Genomic DNA, 26,067 nt, shown 5'->3' with positions numbered 1-26,067 from the left:
AAATTATATACTTTTTTTACTTTTCGTCAACGTGAGTTTTTTTCCTACCTAATATTTCATCATTACTAGGTAATTTAAGTTCTTTTTTTCTCTTAGTCATTAACCCACCAATTCTTCCTGTTTCCTCAGCAGTTAATCCTCCCCATCCAAATTTATCAACCTTATCACTTAATCCTAATTCACCAGCTATTTCATATTTCATCTTTTCTCTTAATTTTTCTGCTGGTGTTAATTCCTTATTAGATTTTATTTTTCCTTTTATAATTTTTTTTAATGGTGTCTTGCTCATATTCTTCCCCTACCTTAAATTTATTTTTAAAACTATTATTCCCCCTATAAGCTTAAATATTCATATTTAGTCAAATATGAAAGTTAACTTACTCAAATCCTTCAAATTAATCATAAAATATACTTGATAAAGTGTTTATCATTGAACTATATTTAATATATAGAAATAGAATATATTAAGATTATATTTAGGAGGGATATTGTGTACAATGTAGCAATAGTTGGGGCAACAGGAAATGTTGGAAGAAAATTCCTTGAAATCCTAGAAGAAAGAAATTTCCCCGTTAAAGAATTATATTTATTCGCATCAAAAAGATCAGCAGGAAAAACTTTAAAATTTAAAGGTGAAGATGTATTAGTTGAAGAATTATGCGAAGCTAATATTGAAAACAAGAAAATAGATTTTGCATTATTCTCAGCAGGCGGAAGTGTAAGCTTAGAATTTGCTCCTATTTTCGCAAAACATGGAGCAGTGGTTATAGATAACAGTAGTGCTTGGAGAATGGATAAAGAAGTTCCTTTAGTAGTGCCAGAAGTAAATCCAGAGGATGTAAAATGGCATAAAGGTATTATTGCTAATCCAAACTGTTCTACAATTCAAGCTATGGTAGCTTTAAAGCCACTATATGATAAATATGGTATAAAAAGAATAGTTTACTCAACTTACCAAGCAGTTTCAGGAGCTGGAATTCAAGGTATATTAGATTTACAAGAAGGAACTACAAAGAAATTCCCATATCCTATATTAGGTAATGTAATTCCTCATATAGATGTATTCTTAGATAATGGATACACAAAAGAAGAAATTAAAATGATTGAAGAAACAAAGAAAATACTTCATGATGATAATTTAAGAATAACTGCTACTACAGTTAGGGTACCAGTTTTAAATGCTCATAGTGAAAGTATAAATGTAGAGCTTAATTCTGAATTTGAACTTGAAAATGTTATAGATTTATTTAATAGTTCTAAAGGAATAATAGTTCATGATGATGTAGAAAACTTAAAATACCCTACTCCACTTGAACTTAGTGGAAAAGATGAGGTCTTTGTTGGAAGAATAAGACGTGATTTCAGCTTAGATAATGGTCTTAACCTTTGGGTTGTGGCTGATAATATAAGAAAAGGGGCAGCTCTTAATGCAATTCAAATTGCTGAAATACTTATAAACGAAAAATAATTTATTTTTTTGGAGGTAATACGTATGTTTAAAGGGTCTTGTGTAGCTTTAATAACACCATTTACTGAAGATGGCGTTAATTATGAAGAGCTAAGAAAATTATTAGAATGGCACATTAAAAATCATACTGACGCTATTTTAGTTTGTGGAACTACAGGAGAAGGTTCTACTATGACTTTAGAAGAAAAGAAAGAAGTTATAAAATTCTCTGTGGAAGTTGTAAATAAAAGAGTTCCTGTAATAGCTGGAACTGGAACAAATAATACTAAGGCTTCAATAGAATTAAGTAAATATGCTGAAGAAGTTGGCGCTGATATGGTATTAATAATAACTCCATATTATAATAAAACTTCTCAAAAAGGATTATATGCTCATTTCAATGCTATAAATGATGCAATAAATATTCCTATTATGCTTTATAATGTTCCATCAAGAACTGGAATGAATATAACTCCATTAATGCTTGATAAACTTGCAGATTTAAATAATGTAGTTGCTATAAAAGAAGCTAGCGGAGATCTTTCACAGGTAGCTAAAATGGCTGAATTATGTGGTGATAGAATTGCTATCTATTCAGGTAATGATGATCAAATAGTTCCAATTTTATCCCTAGGTGGAGCTGGTGTGGTTTCAGTTTTAGCAAATATTCTTCCTGAAGAAACTCACAATATATGTGAAAAATATTTCTTAGGAGAAGTTATTGAATCACGTAACCTTCAACTTAAATATCTTTCATTAGCAAATTCTTTATTTATAGAAACAAATCCAATCCCAGTTAAAACAGCTATGAATTTAATGAATTTTAACTGTGGACCATTAAGATTACCATTATGTGAAATGGAAGATTCTAATTTAGTAATATTAGAAGAAAACTTAAAAGCTAATGGTTTAATAAAATAATCTATTATATAATAAGCATAATCGCCTTTAGGTGGTTATGCTTATTTAAAACTAATATCGGAGGTACCAATTATGGTTAAAGTTATATTAAATGGTTGTTCAGGAAAAATGGGTAGCGTAATTTCAAACTTAGCTGAAACAAAATTTCCTAATGTTGAAATAGTTGCTGGTATAGATAATAACACTAAGGCTCAAAGACCTTACCCAATCTTTGCAAAACCAGAAGATTGCAATGTTTCCTATGATGTATTATTAGATTTTTCAAGAGCTGATGCTTTAAAAAGCTTAGTAGAATTTTCAAAGAAAACTAAAAAACCACTTATACTATGTTCAACAGGATACACTGCTGAAGACTTAAAATTTATAGAAGAATCTTCAAAAGAAATCCCTCTATTTAGATCTGCTAACATGAGCATAGGTATTAATTTAGTAAATAATTTATTAAAGAAAGTAGCTCCAGTTCTTTATGAGAACTTTGATATAGAACTTGTAGAGAGACATCACAATCAAAAAGTTGATGCTCCAAGTGGAACTGCCCTTTTATTAGCTCATACTATTCAAGATTCTCTTAAGGAAGAAACAAAATTACTTTACGGAAGAGAAGGAATTGCTAAAAGAGAAAAAAATGAAATCTGTGTAAATACAGTAAGAGGTGGCGGAATAATAGGAGACCACGAAGTTATTTTTGCTGGTGATGGTGAAGTTATAGAAATAAATCACAAAGCTATTTCAAGAGATGTTTTCGCTATAGGTGCTTTAAAAGCATGTGAATACATGGCTGATAAAACTAAAGCTGGAAAATACTCAATGGATGATGTTTTACAACTAAACTTCTAATAAAACCTTTATAAAATGCTGAAACACTTTTTGTTTAAAGTATCATTAATTTCTATGTACGAATTTAAAGATCTGAAAGAAGATTTTAAAAGATTATATACTCTTTTAGAACCTTTCAATTTAAATTATTCATAAGAAATAAAAATATTTAAAACAAAGTAAAACAATAAAACTTATAAATATATTTTGAGAATTATTTTCTTCTCTTAATACTATTTATAAGTTTTATTTTTAATTTTATATAACTTATTTTATTTTTACCTTTTTAAATTATCTTTTATTTAAGACATAGTTTACTTTTTTAAAGTTTTTACAAAAGCCTCTAATTTATCTAAAGCTCTTTCAAGTTCATCTTTGCTATAACAGTAAGATATTCTAATATATCCTTCTCCACCTTTTCCAAAGGCATCTCCTGGTACACAGGCAACTTTGCCTTCTTCAAGTAATCTATGACAAAATTCTTCTGATGTTAATCCAAACTTACTTATATTAGGATAAATATAAAAAGCTCCTTTAGGTTTTTCCACTTCTAAGCCCATACTTTTTAATCTTTTATAAGTAAAATTCATTCTTTCTTTAAAAGATTCCTTCATATTTTCAACATCATTCATACAAGATTTTAATCCTTCTAAGGCTCCCCATTGAGAAATAGATGTTGCACATGAAGAATTATATTGATGAACCTTTATAATTTGATCATATATTTCCTTAGAACATGCTACATATCCAATTCTAAGACCTGTCATTGAAAACATCTTAGAGAATCCACTTACATATATTATTTTTTCTTTTATATCTTTGCATTGAGCTACAGAATAATACTCCTCTTCAAAACAAAGAGATGAATAAATTTCATCAGTTAATACCAATATATCATTTTCTTTTATAATCTCTATTAACTCATCTCTACTTTTTTTACTAAGTAATGCCCCTGTAGGATTACATGGATAAGAAAGAACTAAAAGTTTTCCCCCTTGTTTTATTCCTTCTTTTAAACTTTCTATGTTAACTGAAAAATCTTCATTTAAATCGTAATTTATAACTTCACATCCTATTATTTTGCTTATGCTTTCATAAGCTGGATATGCAATTGATGGAACTAAAACCTTCTCTCCAGAATTTAAAAGGGCTGTCATAGCTGCATATAAACCTTCACTTCCACCTACAGTTATAATTATTTCATCCTTACTAAAATCAATGTCAAAATTATTTTTTAATAAGCTTGATATTTCTTCTCTTAATTCAACTATACCAGCATTAGCTGTATATGTTGTCTTTCCTTCTTCAATAGCCCTTATCATAGCTTCTTTAACCTTTTCTGGAACAGGAAAATCTGGCTGTCCTAGAGTTAATGATATAGCCTCTGGGAATTTTACTACTTCATTATAGAATTTTCTTATTCCTGATATTTCTACCCCAATAACATTTTTATTCATTAAAATTCTATCCCCTCTCTAGCTGGAACTCCTTTTTTATAATAATGTTTAATTTCTCTCATCTCTGTTATTAAATCAGCTTTTTCCATTATTTTTTCTGGTACATTTCTACCTGTAAGAATTAATTCCATATCTTTAGGTTTCTTTTCAATTAATTCTACAATTTCATCTTCTCCTATGAATCCTCCAGAAATTGAAGCCATTACCTCATCTAAAATTAATATATCACATCCTCTATTTTCAACTAGTCCTTTTACAAAATCAAAGCCTACTCTAACTTCTGATTTTAACTGAGCTAACTCTTCCTCATTTAATTCCCAGGTAAATCCTTTAACCTTTTCAAATCTTAATATCTCTAAGTTATCAAATCTTTTAGCAGATTCTAACTCACCTGTTTTCCATGATTTAAGGAATTGAACCACCTTTACTTCCATTCCATCACCTGCAGCTCTAAAAGCTAATCCCATTGCTGCTGTAGTTTTTCCTTTTCCATTTCCAGTATATACTTGAACATATCCTTCTTTAAGTCTTGCCATATTTTATCACTCCTTTAAATTATATTTTATAATATATTTGATTTTTTAAACAATCTATTTATTAAATAATATAAATTTTACGTTTTTCTCTTTTATTGATAATCATTTTTGTTTATAATAATTTATATTGTATGTTATATTTTAATAAATATATAGACAAAATGCATTATAAATAGAAAGGATGTAATTTAATATGAGTTATAACTTTACAGATCCATATGAAATTGCTAGATTCATAAAGGAAGTAAAAAAATCAACTCCTGTTAAAGTTTATCTTAAAGGTAACTTAGAAGGTGTAGAATTAGGTTCAATAGAATGTTATGGAAATAATGATTTCTATGTATTATTTGGAGAAAGTGATGAAGTTGCTACTTTCTTAACAGAAAATAAAGATAAAATAGTAAGCTTTAGACTTGAAAATGATAGAAGAAACTCAGCTATTCCAATGTTAGACCTTTTAAACATAAACGCTAGAATCGAACCTGGCGCAATAATAAGAGACAGAGTATCAATCGGAGATAATGCTGTTATAATGATGGGTGCTGTCATAAACATAGGAGCTGAAATAGGCGAAAGTACAATGGTAGATATGAACGCTGTAATAGGTGCTAGAGGAAAACTTGGAAAAAGAGTTCACTTAGGTGCTGGAGCTGTTGTTGCTGGAGTTTTAGAACCACCTAGCAAAACTCCATGTATAATAGAAGACGATGTTTTAATAGGAGCTAATGCTGTTATCCTTGAAGGTGTTAAAATTGGAAAAGGCTCAGTTGTAGCTGCTGGCTCAGTTGTAGTTGAAGATGTACCAGCTGGCGTAGTTGTAGCTGGAACTCCTGCTAAAATTATTAAATCTGTTGATGAAAAGACTAAAGATAAAACAGAAATATTAGATGATTTAAGAAAATAATAAAAAATAGCCATGAGGATTTATTCCCATGGCCTTTTTATTAAAACTTTTAAGAAATTTCTTCACCTGATTCATTTTGTTCTGATTCAACAGATACTTTTTCCATTTTAGAAATTGAAACCTCATATGCTATTTTCTTAACAACTTCAGTTTCAGATATTTTCTTTTGATATTCTCTACTTTGAAGTCTTCCCCAAATTCTTATATTATCCCCTACTTCTAATGTTTTACAGAATCTTGAGTTTCTTCCCCATGCTATAGTTGGGATATAATCTGATTTATTATAAGATCTATTTACAGCTAATAATAAGTCAGCAATTTCTCTTCCAAATGGAGTTGTTCTATAAACTGGCTCCTTACAAATAAATCCATCTAAGAAAATCTCATTAGGATTTTTACTTCTTTCTTCACAGTATTCTATATTTCTTGCAAAAACTGTTAAGATAAGCTTATTATTTCCATCTATAAATTTGTTGTAACTTCTTAATTGTCCTTCAACTACTATTTCAGTTCCAATTTTTAAATCCATAGTGGTTATTAATCTTTCTGATACAGTAATATTTAATAAGTCCTTTGAATCACTTAATCTCATAACCTCTAAGTTAAATGTATAGAAACCCTCTCCATACATCTCGTGACTGAACTCTAATTCTGAAACTACAGTTCCTTCTAAATAAATTTTGTTGTTTAACATTAAATTATCCATTTTAACCTAAACCCCTCTCCCCATTAGTATTTAATCATATAAGTTTAATATGTTTTTTATATTTATCTGTATATCCAATAACTATTTCCATTATAATACATTTTGTTCAACGATTTCAACTATTATTTTGTTTCGTTTTAATTAACAATTGTTTTCCATTGTCATCTATTTCGTAACTATTTTCATATATTATGTCGCTTATTTTAACAAATTCATATCCTTCTGATTTTAATTTTGGAATTATTTCCTTAAGATTCTCTACAGTATATTTACCATTATTATGATATAAAAGTATTGACCCACCTTTTACATTGTCAATTACCTTTTTATATTCCCTCTCTTTACTCTCTCCTTTCCAATCCACACTATCAACATCCCATTGTATACTTTTATATTGTAATCCATGAATAACACTTAAACTTTCTTGGCTATATGAACCACTAGGAAATCTAAATAAATTAGTCTTTACTCCAACTTCCTTTTCTATTATTTCTTCTGTTTTTTTAACCTCTTCAATTATTCTCTCTTTTCCTATATTCTTAAAATCAGGATGTACATAACTATGATTTCCTATTTCGTGTCCTCTCTTATGAATTTCTACTAACTTTTCTCTATTACCTTCAGGATATATTACCCACTTACCCATTATAAAAAATGTAGCTTTTACATTATTTTCATCTAGTAAATCTAAAATTTCATATAAATAATCATTTTCTGCCCAATTCACATCAAAGGTCAGAGAAATTTTTTTATCCTCTCTATCCACACAATGAATTGGCTTATTATCTTTTGCAAAAACATTAATAGGCAATGTAAATATGGCAATAATAACAACTAAAGTAATGGTAGTAATAAAGTTTTTACAAATAAAAAAATTATTATTTTTTTTCAAAGTATTCACTCCTTAATATTTAATATTAATCAAATAACTTTATTATCTTAAAACATATATGGTATAATAGGATTATTATTTCAAAACAGTTATGGAGGAAAACATAAATGTATGATAGCACATTAGAATTAGCTGAGAATAAATTACTTCTTTTATATATAATAAAGTCAATAAAATATCCTATATCTAACACACAATTAACAGATATAGTTTTAGAAAATAGTTTTATAAATTATTTTATGTTACAACAATATGTATCTGAATTAATTTCTTCTGAGTTCTTAGAATATAAAACTCAAGATGATGATAAAGAAATCATAGTACTTACGGAAAAGGGAGATAAGGTACTATTCTTCTTTAAAGATAGAATATCTCCAAACAAATTAAAACTTATAGATGAATATGTACGCAAGCATGTTGAAAAAATAAAAAAAGAATTAAGTATATCTGCTGATTATACTGTTGGAGAAGACAGTTCTTTCATAGTAAATCTTAAAGCAATAGAAAATAATACTATTCTAATTGATTTAAATGTAAGCGTTCCTTCCAAAACTGAAGCAAAAGCTATTTGCAACAAATGGGAAAACAATTCTTCCGATATATATAACAAAATAATTCATGCTCTTATAGAAGATTAATAATCCTGCTATTATTATTAGCAAAAATCGTTATAAAATTTATATAATTTAGGGGGAAAACATAATTGTTTAAAAAACATAATTTTCACTTTAATTGGCTCCCACTAATATTGATATCAACAGTTTCAATCATGTTAATTTTTAATATTAGGAGCATTTTAAGTGAAGGTATTAGACCATTTTTATCAGTTTTAACACCATTTTTTTGGGCTTTTGGTATAGCTTATTTAATAAATCCTCTCATGATGCTTATAGAAAAGAAGTTTAAACTTAAGAGAGCTTTTTCCTTAATGATAAGCTATATTTTAGTTATAATATGTGTTTACATATTAATTGCAATTATTGTTCCTACAATATTTGATAGTTTGTCAGAATTATTTAGTAATCTTAGTGAATATGCATCCTCTGCTGAAAGTTGGATTAATAACACCTTAGCAAGTATGAATGTTCCTTTAGATTTAAATCATTTAAATACTTCTGCTACGGAATTTATTTCTAAGACATCAACCTTACTATCTAATATAGTAGGTAGCTTGTTAACTCAAACTATAAAAATAACTTCATCTGTTGTTAAATTTGTATTTGGATTTATTATTTCCATATACATGTTAATGGATAAGGAAACTTTAATTGAAGGGTGTAAAAAAATTATAATTGCAGTTATGCCATCTGAAAAATCTTCAGAACTTTTTATTAGTTTCATGGCAGAAGCTCATAATATCTTTAGTAGATTTATAATAGGTAAAATTATAGATTCACTTATAATAGGAGTGCTTTGTTACATAGGTTTATTATTAATGGGTACTCAGTATGCGGTGCTTATTTCTTTCATAGTTGGATTAACAAATATGATTCCATATTTCGGTCCATTTATAGGAATGATTCCTGCATTTTTATTAACACTTATTGTTCAACCATCTATGGCAATATGGGTTCTTTTATTCATATTCATCCTTCAACAATTTGATGGTTGGTACTTAGGTCCAAAAATATTAGGAGATCAAGTAGGTGTTTCTCCACTATTTATAATATTCGCTGTTACAGTTGGTGGTGGAATATTTGGTGTTTTAGGAATGTTCTTAAGTGTTCCTATAATAGCCTTAATAAAAATATATACAGAAAAATTCATTGAATACAGATTAGAAAATAAAAAACAAAACTTTAGTGAATAATATAAAGGGGATATTTTATAATATCCTCTTTATTTTTTTATATTTATTATTTAACTAATTGTTAATAATTATTTAAATATGATGTTCTAAAATAAATATTATGTTATTATTAAATAATTAAGTTTTAGCTACTCATTAAAACGTTTAAACAAATCATAAAAAGGAGTACTTATGGATAAAAAGAAACACTTTAATTTTAGTAAAAAACAAAAAATAACTATATTTTCTTTATTAGCTATCCTTATATTAATCGCATCTGTAGTAGGCTTTTTTGTTTTTAGATTTTACAACCACTCCTACGAAGGAAATACGGATCCTGCTAAAGTTAATACTGTAGATGAAGATATTAAGTTTAAAGAGGTTCCAGGAATAACAAATATTCTTTTGCTTAGTAGCGATGCTAGACCTGGAGAAGATGTATCTAGATCGGATTCTATAATGATCTTAACAATAGATAATATCAATAAAAAGTTAAAAGTAACTTCTTTAATGAGAGATATGTTAGTAAAAATAGATGGTCACGGAGAAGAAAAGTTAAATCATGCCTTTGCTTATGGTGGTCCTACTAAAACAATTGAAACTATTCAAAATAATTTCGGAATAAAATTAAATAATTATGTAATCGTAGATTTTAATGCTTTTGTTAAGGTTATAGATGCTATAAACGGAATTGAAGTAACAGTTAAAGATTATGAACTTGATGAACTTAATAAATATATTTTAGATGGTGGCGGTTCTGAAGAAGATTTACTTCCTTCACCTGGAACTTATAATCTTAATGGTTATCAAGCCTTATCTTATGCTAGAATTAGAAAAGTTGGTAATGGTGAATATGAAAGAACTGAAAGACAGAGAGCTGTTCTTCAAATCGCTTTAGAAAAAGTTAAAGATATGTCAACAGTTAAACTTGTTTCCCTGCTTAATGAATTATTCCCATATGTAAAAACTAATATTTCCTTAGGAAATGCTATGGATTATGGATTTACAGCTTTAAATGTAGGTAAAAAGTGTAACTTTGAAATAGAACAATTTAGAGTTCCTCTAGATAGTATTTCAAAAGGTGGAATCATTAATAATAAGGGTTGGGTCTTTGTTATTGATAAGGTAGAAACATCAAAGGCTCTTCAAGAGTTCATATTTAATGACAATAAAAATTATGAGCCTGATACTAGTAATTTTGACTCTATAATAGAACAATACTTTAATGACTATGATATTAAAGATGATACTACTCACCCAGATTATGAATATGTACCTAGTATAAATACTAATGGAAATTTTGAAAAACCTAAAAATAATTCTGGCAATAGTAGTAATAATAATTCTAATAATAAAGTAGAAAAACCTTCTAACCAAGGAAATAGTGTAAATTCTTCTAATAAACCAAGTAATGGAAGCACTTCTACTGGTAATAATTCTACAGAAAAACCTAATACTTCAGAAAAACCAAGTATTCCTCAAGAAACTCCAACAGAAAAACCGTCTGAAAATAATGGTTCTAGTGGAAATGGAGAATCCTCTAACACGCAATCTAATAATGGAAATACTTCTTCTGAAAATAGTAATAATCAAAATAATACTGAAGGAAATTAATAAAGAGCTATATAGAACTAATAACTTAGATTCTATATAGCTTCTTCTTTGTTATTATAAATATAATATTACAGAGAAAAAGTGACTTATGCTTCCTCCCATTACAAATAAATGCCAGATAGCATGATTGTATGGCATTCTATCTAAAACAAAAAATATACATCCTAAGGTATAAAACAATCCACCTATAAGAAGCCAAAAGACGGCCATATGAGGTACTCTTTGCCATACATCCTTAACTACAAAGATAACTGACCACCCCATAAAAATATATAATAGGGTTGATAGATTCTCAAACTTATTTATACAGATAAATTTAAATACTATTCCTAATATGGTCATTACCCAAATCATAATAAATATTGCCATAGCTTTTTTATTATCTCTTAAACATACTAATACATAGGGTGTATAAGTTCCTGCTATTAAAAGATAAATAGATGAATGGTCAATTATCCTTAAAAACCTCTTTACTTTTTTATTAGGAATACTATGATATAATGTTGATCCTAAATAAAGTAAAAATAAAGTTATTCCAAATATAGTGAAACTTATTATCTTATAAAAATCTCTACTTAAAGATGAGAAAACTATAAGTAAAACAGCTCCCACTATGGCTAATACCACTCCAATTCCGTGGGTTATGGCATTAGCAAATTCCTCTTCTCTAGTATAAAAATTTAATTCTTCACTCACAATTACCGTCCCCCTTCCTTTCTCATGTTATTATATGCATATTTTAAATTTATATTTGTAATTATACTATTTATGATTTATGATTAAACATGTTTAGAAAAATTATTTGAAAGGTGGTTTTTAATATGAATCATTCAGCTGAATATTTTATAAAATCATTAAATATGACAGCACATCCTGAAGGTGGATATTTTAAAGAATCCTTTATTTCACCTAGCAAACTTGCTCCAAATACTTTACATATAAATGAAGAGCGTTTACTTTGGACTAGCATATATTTCTTATTAAGAACTGGAGAAGTTTCAAATTTTCATAGATTAAAATCTGATGAAATGTGGTATTTCCACGCTGGAGAATCCTTAACAATTTATATGATAAGCCCTGATGGTGAACTTATAGAAAAACAACTAGGATTAAACATAGAAAAAGGAGAAACTCCTCAAGTTTTAGTTCCTAAGGATTATATATTTGGTTCTGCTATGAATAATGAAGGCTTCTCCCTAGTTGGTTGTATGGTAGCACCTGGCTTTGATTTTAAAGACTTTGAACTATTTGAAAGAGAAGATTTGCTTGAAAAATATCCAAACTACAGAGAAGTAATAGAAAAATTAACTAGATAAAAAACTTTTATAAAAATAAAAAACTTACAAATTTACTTAAAGAGTTACCCTATTTCTTTAAGAATTATTTGTAAGTTTTTTATTAGCTTTTAATTTGATGTATTTTATTAATTAAATTTCACAATATGTTTTTTTTGATATTTCATCATAGTACTGAGCTTGTTTTTCTTTGCTAAATATTACTTCTAACACATCTCCAGCCTGAATTTTAACCTCTCCATTTGGTATTATTTCCTCTGCTCCTCTAAAGATAGTTATTATTAAACTATCCTCAGGCCATTTCACATCTTTTATAAGTTTTCCATCTAATTCAGAACCAATCTTTACTTCAAAATCAAAAATTTCTTTTTTCTTTACGCCAGTATTAAACTTAATATTCATTCTTTCTAATAATTTCTCTAATAAACTTTCATAAATAGGCTTATTATTAAGCATATCAGAAACTAAATATGCCACAGTAACTGTTATAGCAACTGGTAATAAGTGTTTAAAAGTTCCTGTCATCTCAGTTATAAGCATTAATCCAGTAATAGGAGCCTTAACTATTGATGCAAATTGTGCTGCCATAGCTAGCACTATAAAGTTGACTATTAAGGAATCACTTATTCCTAAATATTTATTTAAAAGTAATCCAAATATTGCTCCTACTAAAGCACCTATGGCTAACAAAGGAAAGAATATTCCTCCTGGCACTCCTGATGAATAACTAAAGAATGTAAATATAAATTTTATTACTAAAATTACTATTAAAAGTTTTATTGCAATATTATTTCCTATTACACTTTCAATTAAAGAGTCTCCCCCATCAATTGCTTCTGGAATTGTTAATGCTAAAATTCCAACCATAGCAAAAGGTATTATTGTTTTAAATTGAATAGGAATTTTTTTTAAAGTCTTCACATAAAAATCCTGTGTTTTTAAAAGTCCTTTATTAAAAATCCATCCTGTTACTCCTAATATGGCTCCTAATATTAGTAATGTCCAATAATATTGTATTGGCAATGAATTTGTAGGTGGTATTTTTATGCAAAAATCATTTCCTAAAATAAGATTATCCACAAAAACTCCTGTAAGAGAAGCTGAAAGTGCAGCTAACATAACTGGCAAAGAAAAACTTCTATGTACTTCTTCAAGAGCAAATATAGCTCCTGATAAAGGGGCATTAAATATTACAGCAAGACCTGAACTTGCTCCCCCTGTTATTAATAATCTCTTTTCAAAGTCACTTCTTTTAAATATTTTAGCAAAGCCTTCTCCTATTGAAGCTCCAATTTGAACTGAAGGCCCCTCTTTACCTAATGAAAGACCAGATGCCATACATATTATTCCACCAATAAACTTATCTCTAAATACTCTTAGCCAGTTTACGCTTATTTTTCCACTTAACTCCCCTTCAACCTGTGGAATACCACTTCCACCTATCATAGGATTCTTTTTAACTATAAGGCCAACTATAAACCCTAAAAATATAAGAACTAAAAATAAAGGAATTATAAGCTTTGGATTTTCTCTTGTATATGAATATACCTTATTAAAGCCTTCCATTCCAAATCCTATTATGGTCTTATAAATCATTATTACAATTCCAACAATTATGCCCACTAATATTCCTTGTACTATTATTTTAAACTCTAAATTATTTAATCCACTTATCTCTTTATCCTTATCCATATTAATCACATCCATAATATTTTATGAATAAATTATATACCTTTTGTTAACAATAGTTCAAATTTTAAATTCCTCATTTATCCAGTTAAATACAATTTATCTACTTAAGTCTAATACTTTATACTTCTTAAGGATGTATTCTCATTATTTCTTATGGCCTTTCTCATATCTCCAACCATGTATAAAGAACCACAAATTAATAATAAATCATCCTCATTAGTAAGAGAATATGCCTTATTATAGGCCTCTTTATAGTCCTTAAATTTAAAAACTTCTTTTACATATTTTTTAACTTTAATATATAAATCTTCAATATCCTCTGCTCTATCACTATGAGGTTCAACTATAACTACCTTATCTACACCTCTAGTTATTTCTTCTACCATTTCATCTACTTGTTTATCACCTAGAACCCCTAATATTAATGTTATATTTTTAAAATTAAAATATTTATCTATACTATTTCTCAAATTTCTTATTCCATCAATATTGTGAGCTCCATCTATAACAACTAAGGGATTTTCATTTAATACTTCCATTCTTCCAATCCATCTTACTTTTTTAAACCCTTGCTTAATAGATTCATTGCATATGTTTACTCCATTATTTCTCAATTTAATTAAGGTTTTTAATGCCACTAAGAAATTCTTTACTTGATGATCTCCAAGTAAACCTAAATCTATTTTTAAAATTTCATCTTCTAGTGAAACTTCTATTTTCTGAACATGTTTTTCTTTATCTATAATTATATTTCTTATGTCTTCAGTATTAACAACCTCTAAATTACAACCTAATTCATTACATCTCTCTTTTATTACTTCTAAAGCCTTTTCTTCTTGTGGATAAGATATTACAGGTACACCACTCTTTATTATTCCACACTTTTCCTTTGCAATTTCCTCTATGGTATTTCCTAAAATATTCATATGATCTAGGCTTATTGAGGTAAGTACAACTACCTCAGGAAGGACCACATTAGTTGCATCTAATCTTCCCCCTAAACCAACTTCTAAAACAGCATAATCAACTTTCTTTTTAGAAAAATAATAAAACATTAAAGCAGTTATTATTTCAAACTGAGTTGGACTTTCATAGCCAAGCTCCATAACTTTATCTATAGCCTTTTTAACATCTCCCATAAGAACTGCTAAATCATCTTTATCTATATTCTCCCCATTAATCTGTATTCTCTCTTCAAATTCTTCTAAATAAGGAGAGGTATACATTCCAACCTTAAAGCCAGCTTCCTTTAAAACTGAACTTATCATAGCAGTAGTTGATCCCTTTCCATTTGTTCCCCCAATATGTATAAACTTAGTATCCTTATGAGGATTCCCTAAAAACTCCAAAACCTTTTCTATTCTATCTAATCCTAAATTCATTCCAAACCTTGATGCAGTAACAATATACTCCATAGCTTCATCATAATTCATCATTCCTATAGCCCTCCTTAAAATATATAAAGAAAGTGTATCACAAAGTGCTTAAATAATAAAACTTATAAATAGTATGAAGAGAATATCTGTGTAAGCTTTAGAATTTAAGCAATCATGGAGAGAACTTTGCGTTAAGAAGATTGAATGTCCGACGCGGAGCTAGTTTTCAATCTTTAGGAAAGTTCTCGGAATGACTGCTATAAATTCTTAGCGAAACACAGTAATTCTCGGAATATATTTATAAGTTTATTTAGCACTTTAGATACACTAAAGTTTTCTTGTTATATTATTGTAAAGCTTCTATTCTTTCTAGAACAGCCTCTAACATTTCTTTGTATTTAACACCTTTTGCTCTTTCTTCATTAACAACAGCCTCTGGTGCTTTGCTTACGAATCTTTCATTAGAAAGTTTCTTCTCAACTCTTAAGATTTCTCCTTCAAGTTTAGTTTTCTCTTTATTTAATCTTTCTAACTCTTTTTCTCTATCAACTAAGTCAAGTAATGGTAAGAATAATTCTCCACCCTTAACAACTACTGATACTAAGTTATTATCTAAGTTATCCTTATTATCTAAGAAAGTAACTTCTGATGCAGATGCAAGCTTTTCTAAGTAAGCTCCACCATTTATAAATGCATCTTTAGCCTCTTCTGAAGCGTAAGCCATAACCTTAGCTTTTCTTGAAGGTGGTACATTCATTTCAGCTCTTAAGTTTCTTAATGATCTTATAGCTTCCATTATGAATGTCATGTCCTTCTCAGCTTTTTCGTTATTTAAAGCTTCATCATATGTTGGCCAAGTAGCTATTGTAATTGACTCAGTTTCTGTGCTTAAGTGAGTATATATTTCCTCAGTTATGAAAGGCATTACTGGGTGTAATAATTTTAATCCTGTATTTAATACAGTGTAAAGTACGTTAAATACTACTCCCTTAGCTTTTTCATCATCACCATATAATACTGGTTTAACTAATTCTATATAGTAATCACAGAACTCTGTCCATAAGAAATCATGTACTTTTTGAAGAGCTATTCCTAACTCATATTTTTCCATGTTTTCTGTAACTTCTTTGATTAATGAGTTCATTCTTGATAATATCCACTTATCTGCTAAGCTATACTCTTTGCAGTCTTTATATTTATCCATAAGCTCTCTATCTAAGTTCATCATAACGAATCTTGAAGCATTCCAAATCTTATTAGCAAAGTTTCTTGCAGCTTCAACTCTTTCAGGAATGTATCTTATATCATTTCCTGGAGCATTTCCTGTTACTAACATGAATCTTAATGCATCAGCACCATATTCATCTATAACTTCTAATGGATCAACACCATTTCCTAAAGATTTACTCATTTTTCTTCCTTGAGCATCTCTTATGATACCGTGAATTAATACTGTATCAAATGGAGTTTCTCCCATGTTGTGGATACCTGAGAATATCATTCTAGCAACCCAGAAGAATATTATATCGTATCCTGTAACTAATGTTGATGTTGGATAGAAGAACTCTAAATCGTCAGTTCTATCAGGCCATCCTAAAGTTGAGAAAGGCCATAAAGCTGAACTAAACCAAGTATCTAGAACGTCTTTATCTTGTTCTATGTTCTCTGATCCACACTTACAGCACTTAGTTGGATCCTCTAATTCAACCATGATTTCTCCACAATCTTTACAGTAGAATACTGGTATTCTGTGTCCCCACCATAATTGTCTTGAAATACACCAATCTTGAATGTTTTCCATCCAGTTGAAGTAAGTCTTTTCAAATCTTTCAGGAACGAATTTAGTTCCTTTGTTTCTAACAACCTCTATAGCAGGATCTGCTAATGATTGCATTTTTACATACCATTGTTTTGATATGATTGGCTCTACAACTGTACCACATCTATCGTGAGTACCAACATTGTGAGTATGAGGTTTTATTTTAACTAATAATCCTAACTCTTCTAAGTCAGCAACCATTTGTTTTCTAGCCTCATATCTATCTAAGCCTTTATATTTTCCACCTAAGTGATTTATTACACCGCTATCATCCATAACTCTTATTTGTGGTAAGTTATGCCTCTTACCAACTTCAAAGTCATTAGGATCGTGAGCTGGAGTTATTTTAACTGCTCCTGTTCCAAATTCTACGTCAACATAGTCATCAGCGATTACAGGTATTTCTCTATCAGTTAAAGGTAATTTTAACATTTTACCTACTAAGTGAGCATATCTTTCATCACTTGGGTTAACTGCTACAGCACTATCTCCAAGTAAAGTTTCAGGTCTAGTTGTAGCTATTTCTAAGAATTCATCTGAACCAACTACTGGGTATTTAATGTGCCAGAAGTTTCCCTCTTTTTCTTCATACTCTATCTCAGCATCTGATAAAGCAGTTTGACATTTAGGACACCAGTTAGTTATTCTGTTTCCTTGGTATATTAAACCTTCTTTATATAATTTAACGAATACGTGTCTTACTGCCTTACTTAAGTTTTCATCCATTGTGAAAGCTTCTCTTGTAAAGTCAGCTGAGCATCCCATTTTCTTAAGTTGCTCTCTTATTCTTTCTCTATATTCATCTGTCCATTCCCAAACTTTTTCTAAGAAAGCTTCTCTTCCCATTTCTTTCTTATAAAGACCTTCTTTTAAAAGTTCATTTTCAACTTTAACCTCAGTTGCTATACTAGCATGGTCCTGTCCTGGTAACCATAAAGTACAATATCCTTGCATTCTCTTAAATCTTATAAGCATATCTTGAAGTGTGTTATCAAGTGCATGACCTAAGTGTAATTTACCAGTTATATTTGGTGGTGGCATTATTATAGTGTAAGGTTTTTTACTCTTATCTATTACAGGAGTAAAATACTTCTTTTCTTGCCAATTGCTATAAAGTCTTTCTTCAAACTCTTTAGGATTATACGTTGTAGAAATATTCTTATTATCCATTAGACTTACCTCCTTAAAACTTAAACACAATTTTATGTATTTATATAAAACATTCCAAAAACTATCTTGAAATGCCTTTTAACAATTTTTTTATTTATGGTGTATTTTAAATGAATATTTATTTTAGCTAACCATTTATATTTGTATTAGGGTTCTCTCTAAAAACAAAGAATGATTTAAAACTAAATTTATTTAAAAGTAATTTTAGGCAATAAAAAAAGCCCTCATCCATAAAAGGACGAAAACTCGCGGTACCACCTTTTTTCCCTCACAAAAAGGGCTCTCTAAAACTAACGACTGAAATTGCCGTCTTTGATTACTTTAATAATTTCACCAAAGAAACTCAAAAGCTACCTTCAAGATATCAAACTTAGAAATCTTACACCCAAGGATTTCCTCTCTTAAAGTTCTTCCTATCTTTACTCCTCTTTATCACTGTTTGTATCATCATTTAAATTATAGATATATCTTATACCATTATTTTAACCTATGTCAAGTAACTCTAATCAAATATGATATAAATTTATAATATTTTTAGTCTTTAAATATGATTCTATAATTTATGAATTAATCAAATTATATAATATTCTCAACCTATGAATATAATCCCAAAATAAGTTAATAATTAAAATAGATATTATTTAGGAGGTCAAAAATGAGTAACTTTTCTAAAGGTAATGAATTATACAATACTAGAAATTATTCTGATGCTATAAATTACTATAAAAAGGCTTTAGATAACGATGAGTGTAAATGCCACAGTTACTATAATGCTGGCGTTTGCTACATAAAACTAAAGCAATATGAAAAAGCTATTGAAATGATAACTAAAGCTTTAGAGCTATACCAAGACTCAAAATATTTTTTCAACTTAGCCTATTGTTATTCAATGATAAATAATAATTCTAAGGCTTTGAGATATTTTAACTTAGCTTGGGCATTAGATAATGCAGATATTGATTGTGAAAAAGCTATAAGTTTAATTTTATCAAAAATCTCAAAATAAATCATAATACATATAGCCCTACTTAACTCTCAATACCTATTCTAATTTATAATTAAAATTACATAAGCAAAATTTCATTAAAAGAAATATAGAAAAATCTAATTCTCCCTAAAACCAAAATAAAACTTACAAATAGTATTAGAAGAAATTTTATTTTCTCCAAAATATATTTGTAAGTTTTATTGTATTTCATATAACTTATTATCTTACCATTCACCAACTATTTTTCCATCTCTGTGTGATTCACTATTTTTTTTGCTATCAAAATAGTTTCCAGCTTTACCAAAGGTAGGATCAACAGTTATCCATTGATTTTTTTCTGGTAAATAAACCTCATTCCAAGAATGTGGTCCCCATTCCTTTCCATTGAATCCTTCTCCAGTTACAATTCTAACTTTAAGCCCCGCTTCTCTAGCCATAGCAACATAAAGACAGGAATAATCAAAGCATATTCCTTTTCTAGTTTCAAAGGCTTCAATAGCTCCAGACTTATACTCAGAAGTTTTCTCACTTATATTTTCAGCCTTATTATCATCATAATTAATATTTTCACTTATCCAAGTATATATTCTTTTAGCTTTTTCTCTACTACTTTTTACATTTTTAGTAAGTTCCTTAGCTTTTTTATTAATAGCTTCATTTGATTTTATACCTTGTTCTAAAGTTACACCATTATAAAGATTTATAACATTTTTATTACTTTCAACCACATTTTCACTCTTCGGCTCTTTATTGCTTTCAACTGCAGAATCTATGTTTTTACTAATAACATCTTTATATTCATCATGAAAAGCTTCATATTCTTTATTTAAAGCAGCATAGTACTTATTACTATTTATAACCTCATAAGCCTTTGAAGCTAAAGTCATGCCTTCCATTTTCTCTCCTAAGAAACCATTGCTTCCTAGAATAACTATGACTAAAGCAATTACTGCCATATAAAAAAGAGACTTTGGTATATTTATTATTAAAGCTGCAACTTTACCAAATCCCTTGCCCCTTCTAGACTCTGCTTTTTTTAACCATCTGAGTATTGGATTTATAATAATAAAACTAAATATTTTAAGTATAACTTTTACTATAAAATAAATTACAAGGGTAAGAGCTAATACTATGAATATTATTATAACCTGTGGTGAAATGTTGAAGTTAGATATAATGTTATTGAATTCAACAACTACAATTGAAAACATCCTCTCTATTATATCTATCTTTTTTATAGCTATAAAACTTAAGTATAAAGCAAGAAAAAAGGATATATATCCTCCTAATTCCTCTATACTATTCTTTATTCTAATAATATTAAACTTTCTTTTGTAAGCAACTACTAATGGTAGTATAAAAGAACAAACTATAATTATATCTACTAAGTTAAAATTCATTTTATCTACTCCATATATTCATTATTTGTTAATCTTCTAACTATGCTATTACAGCAGTCATAATCATATCCTTTAGATAAAAGAAATCTAAATAATTTTTGAGATAATTTATATTTATCACTTTCTTTTTTCTTTAGTATATTATATTTCTTTTCTGCTAACTTAAATGCAGTATCATTTTCATCCTCAGTATCAATATTAGATAATTTATCTAAAAGTATATCTTCACTAACGCCCTTTCTTATAAGAGCATATTTTATTTTATTTCTTCCCTGACTTCTAAGCCTATCCTTTATATACATCTCTGCATATTTTTCATCATTTAAAAGATTGTATTCCTTTAAAAATTCTATGGCTCTTTTAATTGTATCCTCTTCAAAACCTTTTTCAGTAAGTTTATCTCTTAATTCCTTTTCTGTTTTATAGGTTTTCTCAACTGTTCTTAATGCAGAATTTTTACATTTTATAAATTCATCTTCTTTTACAATTTCCTTGATTGCCTCAACATCTATTACAGAATCCTTTTGTATTCCTTGTTTATATATAAGTTCAGCGTCACAAGCAAAGGTAAAGGCTTCATCCACATAAACATTTACTCTATTTACATTTCTCTTTTGAACTTCTATACTCGTTATTTTTCCCATTTTATCTACTCCATTGGTTTTAATATGTGTATAGTAGGCTTATTCAAATATTTATTACAAACCCTATAGATATCTTCCCCAGTTAAAGTTTCTAATTCTTCCATGCTATTTATAAACTCAGTTATATCTTTTCCAGCTAAGCTTTGAACTAATACATAACTGCATAAACTGCTACAATCTTCTAAGGTAGAAACTACTCCTGTCTTATGAGTCTTTTTCATCATGCAAAGCATATCTTCATCAAAGTTTATATCTTTATTTTTTATGTCTAATATGGCTTTGTCTATTACTTCTATTACCTCATCTATGGATTCTTCTCTAACTGAGGTAAAAATATTCATTGTATTTACGTTTTCGTCTAAATCCATTTGACTATATACATCATAAGCTAATCCACGCTCTTCTCTAAGCTCTCTAAATAATATTGAGTTTGAACTTTCAGCTAGTTTATAACTTAATATCTTTAATGGAAGTTTATCTTTTTCACAAACCTCTTTAAAGGCATAAAGATAAGTAACTGTTCCTTGCTCTATTTGAGATTTGTAAGTTGTTTTTACTATGTTTTTATTTTCTTCTTTTATTATTTTAGCCTTTTTATGAGATTTTCCTTCCCACTTTCCAAATAAGTCTGTTATTATTTTTTGCATTTGTTCATGACTAAAGGCACTTACAGTTACAATAACACAATTATCAGGAGTATAATATTTTTTATAAAAATCATAAACCTGCTTTCTTTTAAAGCCCTTAACATGTTCTTCAGTTCCTGCAATAGAATTTCTAAGTGCTGATTTATCAAAGGCATATTCATGAGTTCTGCTAATACTTAAATCTTCAATATCATCCTTATCACTTTTTATCTCTGATAAAACAACTCCCTTTTCTTTTTTCATCTCTTTTTCATCAAAGGAAGAATTTAAAACCATATCACTTAAAAGTTCTATTCCCTTTTCAAATTCCTCATCTAGACAAGTAATGCTATATACTGTTGAAATATAATCTGTATATGCATTATAATCTCCACCTAAAAATTCTAATTCTCTATTTAATTGTTCATTACTTCTATTCTTTGTTCCTTTAAAAAGCATGTGCTCAACAAAGTGGCTCATGCCTAATTCTTTTTCATCTTCATATAAAGATCCTATATTAACACCAATATTTATAGATGCTAATCTTGTATCTTTTTTTATTGTTATAACTTTTAGCCCATTGGGTAAAATTATGGTATTTTCATCAAATGTCCATCTTTTCATTAAAAACTCCCCTAAAATTATTTATATAAACCTTAGTTTTCATTGTATAATATTAAGTAAGTTAAAACAATATTTTTTAAAGGTTGGTGGTTATATGAATAAAACGGTACTTATTGTAGAAGATGAAATACGTATAAGATTTCTTGTAAGAGATTACTTCAAAAAAGAGGGATTTAATGTGTTAGAAGCTTCTGATGGTGAGGAAGCTCTTAGGATATTTTCTGAAAATATAGTTGATTTAGCAATATTAGATATAATGATGCCAAAATTAGATGGACTTGCTGTTTGTAGAAATATAAGGGAAGTTTCAAATACTCCTATAATATTATTAACAGCTAAAAGCCAAGAGGAAGATAAACTTTTAGGTTATGAGCTTGGAGCTGATGATTATATGACTAAACCCTTTAGCCCTAAGGTTTTATTAGCAAAAGCTAAAGCATTATTAAGAAGAACAGGTACATTAAATGATAAAAACATTTTAGATTTTAATGGATTAACAATAAATAAACTATCTCATGAAGTAAAACTAAATGGAGAAGAACTATTACTATCTCCTAAGGAATATGATTTACTTATTTACCTTTCTTCAAATGAAGGAATAGCTTTATCAAGGGATAGAATTCTAGATAATGTTTGGGGCTATGATTATTTTGGAGATATAAGAACAGTTGATACGAACATAAAAAGACTTAGAGAAAAATTACTAGATAAAGCTAATTATATAGCTACTGTTAGGGGAAGTGGCTATAAGTTTGAGGTGAAATAGTGAAAAAAAGTATTTCAAAAAGATTATTTATAATAACTTTTGGTATAATAATATTCTTAACCTTGTTTACAATGATATTCCAAATTACATTTTTCCAAGAATTTTATTATAAAAGAAAAAGTAATGATTTAAGCAATGCAGTTTTAAAGTTTAGAGCTCTATATTCTTATGACATAAAAAATACAGACTCTTTATATAGGGCTTTAAGCCTTTTTGAACTTGAAAACAACGCTAAAATAGGAATTTATTCCATAGATAGTACACCAAAATATGTTCCTGATCCAGCTAATAAAAACTCAGAGGCTGTAGATTTATTAAACGATATTTTTAATGAGTTATATAGTGACCAGGATTTTGCAAAAACCTTATTAAATTCAAATTCTGGAGTAACTACAGAATTTAAAAGCAGAAAATACTCAACAAAATATATTGTTTATATGGTGCCATTTTCTCTTAATTCTAAGAACGATTCTATTATTATAGCCATAACATCATTCCAAGCAATTGAAGAAGCAAGCGCCTTAATAAAGGATTTTTATAAATACATAATTCTTATAGTCATAGTGATTGGATTAATTTTATCCTATGTATTTTCAAACTTAATTTCTAAACCTCTAGTGAAATTAAATAAATCTGCAAAGAAAATGAGTGCTATGGACTTCTCTGAAAAGTGTGATATAGAACGTGAAGATGAAATAGGAAATCTAGCTAAAACTTTAAACTTTTTGTCTAAAAATCTATCTAATGCCTTAGATGATTTAAAAATAAAAAATAAAAAGTTAGAAGAAGATATAGAAAAAGAAAGAGAACTAGAAAAACTTAGAAAAGATTTTATTGCTGGAGCATCCCATGAACTTAAAACTCCTATTGGTATAATATCTGGATATGCTGAAGGAATAAAAGACGGTATAGTGGATCATAAGGATCAAGGAGTTTACTTAGATATAATAATTGATGAAGCAGAAAAAATGAACAAATTAGTTATGGATATGCTTGAACTTTCAAAGCTTGAGGCTGGAAAAATTGATTTACATATAATAGATTTTTCCCTTACTGAACTTACTGAGGAAGTTTTAGTAAAGAATTCTGTTGACATAAATAAAAATAATTTAACTGTAATAAAAAACTACTCTCCTACTAACGATTTATATGTTCAAGGAGATGACTTTAAAATAGAACAGGTACTAACTAATTTTGTTACCAATGCTATAAAATATTCTGAACCTAACAACCAAATAATAATAGATATAAAACCAGTTGAGGAAGATAAAATATACTTCTCAATTGAAAATACCGGTGCCCATATTCCTGATTCAGACATAAATAAGATTTGGACTCAATTTTATAGAGGAGATACCTCAAGAAATAGAGGCTCTAGAAGTACAGGACTTGGACTATCCATAGTTAAAAATCTACTTCAAGCTCACGAAAGTGAATTCGGAGTTATGAATACAGAAAATGGGGTTAAATTCTACTTTACCCTAAAAAAATCTAAAGAAATAGATGAAGTAGAAGAAATCTAAAAAGTAACTTTTAATAAAGCTTACAAACATATTCCGAGAATTACTAGATTTCGCTAAGAATTTATAATTATTACTCCGAAGATATCACTAAAGCTTAGAAACTTGCTGCGCTTCAAACAGTCTAAGCTTTTTAACGTGATATCTTCTACATAATAATTTAAATTCTAAAGCTCATCTAGATATTCTCTTCATATTGTTTGTAAGCTTTATTATATTTTTATACAGAATCTTTTAGTTTTTTTAAAGCATTCCACCATCTACAGTTAATATTTGTCCTGTTAAGTATGAAGAATCCTCTGAAGCTAAAAATTTTGCCACTCTTCCAATCTCTTCAACCTCTCCAAATCTATTCATAGGAATTTCTTCCTCTAGCCCCTCTTTTTCTTCCTTACTAAGCCATGAATTCATCTCTGTATTTATTACACCTGGAGCTATACAATTTACTCTTATTCCCCAAGGAGCTATTTCTTTTGCTAAGGCCTTAGTAAATAAATTCATTCCTCCCTTAGTAGTTGAATATAAAACTTCGCAGGAAGCCCCAACATTCCCCCATATGGATGATATATTTATAATTGATGAATTACTTCCTTCTCTTAATAAGTCCATAGAATCCCTTGTAAGCTTCATAGCACCTATTAAGTTAACATTCATAATAGAATCTATCTCTTCATCACTAGCATCCATAAATAATCCTATTTTTGAAATTCCAGCATTATTTACTAATACATCAAGTTTTCCAAATTTATTTTTAATAGAACTTATTATATGATTTCTCTCATCCTTATTTGCTACATTTCCACCTAAAATTTCTCCTGAACCACCTAGTTCTTTAATCATATTTAAGGTTTCATTAGCCCCTTCTAAATCACTATTATATCCAACTAAAACAAAAGCTCCAGCCTTTCCAAATTCCCTTGCTATTCCTCTTCCAATTCCCTTTGAAGCTCCTGTTATATATACTATCTTGCCTAATAATTTTTTCTCCATTAATCCTTCATCCTTTTCTGCACAATATTAAAATTCTTAAAAGTTGTATCAAAATAACTTATTAAAACTTATTTT

General features: G+C 28.4%; 24 protein-coding genes and 1 other annotated feature. Of the genes, 11 read left to right on the top strand and 13 right to left on the bottom strand.

Annotated features, from left to right (window positions below):
• Positions 1–16: 16 nt before the first annotated feature.
• On the bottom strand, positions 17–289 hold the full coding sequence (locus I6G60_RS05825; protein WP_011590990.1) for an alpha/beta-type small acid-soluble spore protein: 273 nt from the start codon (positions 287–289) through the stop codon (positions 17–19).
• 201 nt (positions 290–490) lie between these two features.
• Between I6G60_RS05825 and I6G60_RS05820 the strand changes: the two genes are divergently transcribed.
• From I6G60_RS05820 to dapB, 3 genes are all read left to right on the top strand, one after another.
• Complete coding sequence (locus I6G60_RS05820) at positions 491–1,468, top strand: aspartate-semialdehyde dehydrogenase (RefSeq protein WP_003468781.1); 978 nt, start codon at positions 491–493, stop codon at positions 1,466–1,468.
• A gap of 24 nt (positions 1,469–1,492) precedes the next feature.
• Positions 1,493–2,368, top strand: a complete 876-nt coding sequence (gene dapA, locus I6G60_RS05815; protein WP_011590991.1) for a 4-hydroxy-tetrahydrodipicolinate synthase — start codon at positions 1,493–1,495, stop codon at positions 2,366–2,368.
• 72 nt (positions 2,369–2,440) lie between these two features.
• Positions 2,441–3,205, top strand: a complete 765-nt coding sequence (gene dapB, locus I6G60_RS05810) for a 4-hydroxy-tetrahydrodipicolinate reductase (protein WP_003455184.1) — start codon at positions 2,441–2,443, stop codon at positions 3,203–3,205.
• A gap of 293 nt (positions 3,206–3,498) precedes the next feature.
• On the opposite strand, the gene I6G60_RS05805 is transcribed toward dapB, so the two are convergent.
• Together I6G60_RS05805 and I6G60_RS05800 are read right to left on the bottom strand one after the other, a co-directional pair.
• A complete protein-coding gene (locus I6G60_RS05805) occupies positions 3,499–4,641 on the bottom strand; it encodes a pyridoxal phosphate-dependent aminotransferase (RefSeq protein ID WP_011590992.1) in 1,143 nt (380 codons plus the stop codon).
• On the bottom strand, positions 4,641–5,177 hold the full coding sequence (locus tag I6G60_RS05800) for a cob(I)yrinic acid a,c-diamide adenosyltransferase (RefSeq protein ID WP_003451437.1): 537 nt from the start codon (positions 5,175–5,177) through the stop codon (positions 4,641–4,643). The genes I6G60_RS05805 and I6G60_RS05800 overlap by 1 nt, the downstream gene beginning before the upstream one ends.
• A 193-nt stretch (positions 5,178–5,370) precedes the next feature.
• On the opposite strand from I6G60_RS05800, the gene dapD reads away from it, so the two are divergent.
• The gene (gene dapD, locus I6G60_RS05795; protein WP_003454957.1) at positions 5,371–6,081 is read left to right on the top strand and encodes a 2,3,4,5-tetrahydropyridine-2,6-dicarboxylate N-acetyltransferase; all 711 of its coding nucleotides are present in this window, start codon (positions 5,371–5,373) and stop codon (positions 6,079–6,081) included.
• 49 nt (positions 6,082–6,130) lie between these two features.
• Here dapD and I6G60_RS05790 read toward each other — a convergent pair whose 3' ends face one another.
• A complete protein-coding gene (locus tag I6G60_RS05790) occupies positions 6,131–6,787 on the bottom strand; it encodes a single-stranded DNA-binding protein (RefSeq protein WP_003454917.1) in 657 nt (218 codons plus the stop codon).
• Between the two features lie 115 nt (positions 6,788–6,902).
• Entirely contained in the window at positions 6,903–7,679 is a 777-nt protein-coding gene (gene pdaB, locus I6G60_RS05785; RefSeq protein ID WP_003455022.1) for a polysaccharide deacetylase family sporulation protein PdaB, read from the bottom strand.
• A 107-nt stretch (positions 7,680–7,786) separates the two neighbouring features.
• On the opposite strand from pdaB, the gene I6G60_RS05780 reads away from it, so the two are divergent.
• From I6G60_RS05780 to I6G60_RS05770, 3 genes are all read left to right on the top strand, one after another.
• The gene (locus I6G60_RS05780; RefSeq protein ID WP_003451559.1) at positions 7,787–8,317 is read left to right on the top strand and encodes a DUF4364 family protein; all 531 of its coding nucleotides are present in this window, start codon (positions 7,787–7,789) and stop codon (positions 8,315–8,317) included.
• A gap of 65 nt (positions 8,318–8,382) precedes the next feature.
• Positions 8,383–9,489: an AI-2E family transporter gene (locus I6G60_RS05775; protein ID WP_003454728.1), complete on the top strand. Its 1,107-nt coding sequence runs from the start codon at positions 8,383–8,385 to the stop codon at positions 9,487–9,489.
• 171 nt (positions 9,490–9,660) lie between these two features.
• A complete protein-coding gene (locus I6G60_RS05770) occupies positions 9,661–11,082 on the top strand; it encodes an LCP family protein (protein ID WP_164787787.1) in 1,422 nt (473 codons plus the stop codon).
• A 54-nt stretch (positions 11,083–11,136) separates the two neighbouring features.
• Here the strand turns inward: I6G60_RS05770 and trhA are convergent, their stop codons facing one another.
• Positions 11,137–11,778, bottom strand: a complete 642-nt coding sequence (gene trhA / locus I6G60_RS05765; RefSeq protein ID WP_003454985.1) for a PAQR family membrane homeostasis protein TrhA — start codon at positions 11,776–11,778, stop codon at positions 11,137–11,139.
• A gap of 125 nt (positions 11,779–11,903) precedes the next feature.
• On the opposite strand from trhA, the gene I6G60_RS05760 reads away from it, so the two are divergent.
• Positions 11,904–12,398, top strand: coding sequence for a cupin domain-containing protein (locus I6G60_RS05760; RefSeq protein WP_011590994.1), 495 nt, complete (start codon positions 11,904–11,906; stop codon positions 12,396–12,398).
• A 111-nt stretch (positions 12,399–12,509) separates the two neighbouring features.
• On the opposite strand, the gene I6G60_RS05755 is transcribed toward I6G60_RS05760, so the two are convergent.
• The 3 genes from I6G60_RS05755 to I6G60_RS05745 all read right to left on the bottom strand — a co-directional run bounded on the left by I6G60_RS05755 (position 12,510) and on the right by I6G60_RS05745 (position 18,434).
• Positions 12,510–14,069, bottom strand: coding sequence for a ClC family H(+)/Cl(-) exchange transporter (locus tag I6G60_RS05755; RefSeq protein ID WP_138329789.1), 1,560 nt, complete (start codon positions 14,067–14,069; stop codon positions 12,510–12,512).
• 110 nt (positions 14,070–14,179) lie between these two features.
• Positions 14,180–15,502, bottom strand: coding sequence for a bifunctional folylpolyglutamate synthase/dihydrofolate synthase (locus I6G60_RS05750; protein WP_171021816.1), 1,323 nt, complete (start codon positions 15,500–15,502; stop codon positions 14,180–14,182).
• Positions 15,503–15,791: 289 nt separating this feature from the next.
• Positions 15,792–18,434 (bottom strand): valine--tRNA ligase, encoded by a 2,643-nt coding sequence (locus I6G60_RS05745; RefSeq protein WP_118429521.1) that lies wholly within the window; start codon positions 18,432–18,434, stop codon positions 15,792–15,794.
• A gap of 231 nt (positions 18,435–18,665) precedes the next feature.
• Positions 18,666–18,879: a binding site (T-box leader), on the bottom strand.
• 210 nt (positions 18,880–19,089) lie between these two features.
• Here I6G60_RS05745 and I6G60_RS05740 point away from each other — a divergent pair.
• On the top strand, positions 19,090–19,440 hold the full coding sequence (locus tag I6G60_RS05740; RefSeq protein WP_003455034.1) for a tetratricopeptide repeat protein: 351 nt from the start codon (positions 19,090–19,092) through the stop codon (positions 19,438–19,440).
• Between the two features lie 206 nt (positions 19,441–19,646).
• Here the strand turns inward: I6G60_RS05740 and I6G60_RS05735 are convergent, their stop codons facing one another.
• From I6G60_RS05735 to I6G60_RS05725, 3 genes are read right to left on the bottom strand one after another with little or no spacing between them, the layout of a single operon-like run.
• Complete coding sequence (locus I6G60_RS05735; RefSeq protein ID WP_164787791.1) at positions 19,647–20,822, bottom strand: transglutaminase-like domain-containing protein; 1,176 nt, start codon at positions 20,820–20,822, stop codon at positions 19,647–19,649.
• Positions 20,823–20,827: 5 nt separating this feature from the next.
• Positions 20,828–21,466, bottom strand: coding sequence for a recombination regulator RecX (gene recX, locus I6G60_RS05730; RefSeq protein WP_011590999.1), 639 nt, complete (start codon positions 21,464–21,466; stop codon positions 20,828–20,830).
• 5 nt (positions 21,467–21,471) lie between these two features.
• On the bottom strand, positions 21,472–22,716 hold the full coding sequence (locus I6G60_RS05725) for a M16 family metallopeptidase (RefSeq protein ID WP_057257443.1): 1,245 nt from the start codon (positions 22,714–22,716) through the stop codon (positions 21,472–21,474).
• Positions 22,717–22,810: 94 nt separating this feature from the next.
• Here I6G60_RS05725 and I6G60_RS05720 point away from each other — a divergent pair, with 94 nt between their 5' ends.
• Both I6G60_RS05720 and I6G60_RS05715 read left to right on the top strand, forming a co-directional pair.
• On the top strand, positions 22,811–23,482 hold the full coding sequence (locus I6G60_RS05720) for a response regulator transcription factor (protein ID WP_003454882.1): 672 nt from the start codon (positions 22,811–22,813) through the stop codon (positions 23,480–23,482).
• On the top strand, positions 23,482–25,005 hold the full coding sequence (locus I6G60_RS05715; protein ID WP_057257442.1) for a HAMP domain-containing sensor histidine kinase: 1,524 nt from the start codon (positions 23,482–23,484) through the stop codon (positions 25,003–25,005). Before I6G60_RS05720 ends, I6G60_RS05715 begins: the two co-directional genes overlap by 1 nt.
• 240 nt (positions 25,006–25,245) lie before the next feature.
• On the opposite strand, the gene ymfI is transcribed toward I6G60_RS05715, so the two are convergent.
• Positions 25,246–25,992 (bottom strand): elongation factor P 5-aminopentanone reductase, encoded by a 747-nt coding sequence (ymfI, locus tag I6G60_RS05710; RefSeq protein WP_003468803.1) that lies wholly within the window; start codon positions 25,990–25,992, stop codon positions 25,246–25,248.
• Positions 25,993–26,067 lie beyond the last annotated feature (75 nt).

It is taken from the genome of Clostridium perfringens (assembly GCF_016027375.1).
Classification (GTDB): domain Bacteria; phylum Bacillota; class Clostridia; order Clostridiales; family Clostridiaceae; genus Sarcina; species Sarcina perfringens.
This window is presented reverse-complemented; position numbering and strand designations above follow the sequence as displayed.

Bases quoted from the DNA above. Each gene is read 5' to 3' on its own strand.
- I6G60_RS05780 (WP_003451559.1), top strand. From the start codon at position 7,787: ATGTATGATAGCACATTAGAATTAGCTGAGAATAAATTACTTCTTTTA.
- dapD (WP_003454957.1), top strand. From the start codon at position 5,371: ATGAGTTATAACTTTACAGATCCATATGAAATTGCTAGATTCATAAAG.
- I6G60_RS05735 (WP_164787791.1), bottom strand. From the start codon at position 20,822: ATGAATTTTAACTTAGTAGATATAATTATAGTTTGTTCTTTTATACTA.
- ymfI (WP_003468803.1), bottom strand. From the start codon at position 25,992: ATGGAGAAAAAATTATTAGGCAAGATAGTATATATAACAGGAGCTTCA.
- I6G60_RS05770 (WP_164787787.1), top strand. From the start codon at position 9,661: ATGGATAAAAAGAAACACTTTAATTTTAGTAAAAAACAAAAAATAACT.
- I6G60_RS05800 (WP_003451437.1), bottom strand. From the start codon at position 5,177: ATGGCAAGACTTAAAGAAGGATATGTTCAAGTATATACTGGAAATGGA.
- I6G60_RS05805 (WP_011590992.1), bottom strand. From the start codon at position 4,641: ATGAATAAAAATGTTATTGGGGTAGAAATATCAGGAATAAGAAAATTC.
- I6G60_RS05750 (WP_171021816.1), bottom strand. From the start codon at position 15,502: ATGAATTATGATGAAGCTATGGAGTATATTGTTACTGCATCAAGGTTT.
- I6G60_RS05825 (WP_011590990.1), bottom strand. From the start codon at position 289: ATGAGCAAGACACCATTAAAAAAAATTATAAAAGGAAAAATAAAATCT.
- I6G60_RS05745 (WP_118429521.1), bottom strand. From the start codon at position 18,434: ATGGATAATAAGAATATTTCTACAACGTATAATCCTAAAGAGTTTGAA.
- dapA (WP_011590991.1), top strand. From the start codon at position 1,493: ATGTTTAAAGGGTCTTGTGTAGCTTTAATAACACCATTTACTGAAGAT.
- I6G60_RS05755 (WP_138329789.1), bottom strand. From the start codon at position 14,069: ATGGATAAGGATAAAGAGATAAGTGGATTAAATAATTTAGAGTTTAAA.
- I6G60_RS05720 (WP_003454882.1), top strand. From the start codon at position 22,811: ATGAATAAAACGGTACTTATTGTAGAAGATGAAATACGTATAAGATTT.
- recX (WP_011590999.1), bottom strand. From the start codon at position 21,466: ATGGGAAAAATAACGAGTATAGAAGTTCAAAAGAGAAATGTAAATAGA.
- I6G60_RS05760 (WP_011590994.1), top strand. From the start codon at position 11,904: ATGAATCATTCAGCTGAATATTTTATAAAATCATTAAATATGACAGCA.
- I6G60_RS05725 (WP_057257443.1), bottom strand. From the start codon at position 22,716: ATGAAAAGATGGACATTTGATGAAAATACCATAATTTTACCCAATGGG.
- dapB (WP_003455184.1), top strand. From the start codon at position 2,441: ATGGTTAAAGTTATATTAAATGGTTGTTCAGGAAAAATGGGTAGCGTA.
- I6G60_RS05740 (WP_003455034.1), top strand. From the start codon at position 19,090: ATGAGTAACTTTTCTAAAGGTAATGAATTATACAATACTAGAAATTAT.
- I6G60_RS05790 (WP_003454917.1), bottom strand. From the start codon at position 6,787: ATGGATAATTTAATGTTAAACAACAAAATTTATTTAGAAGGAACTGTA.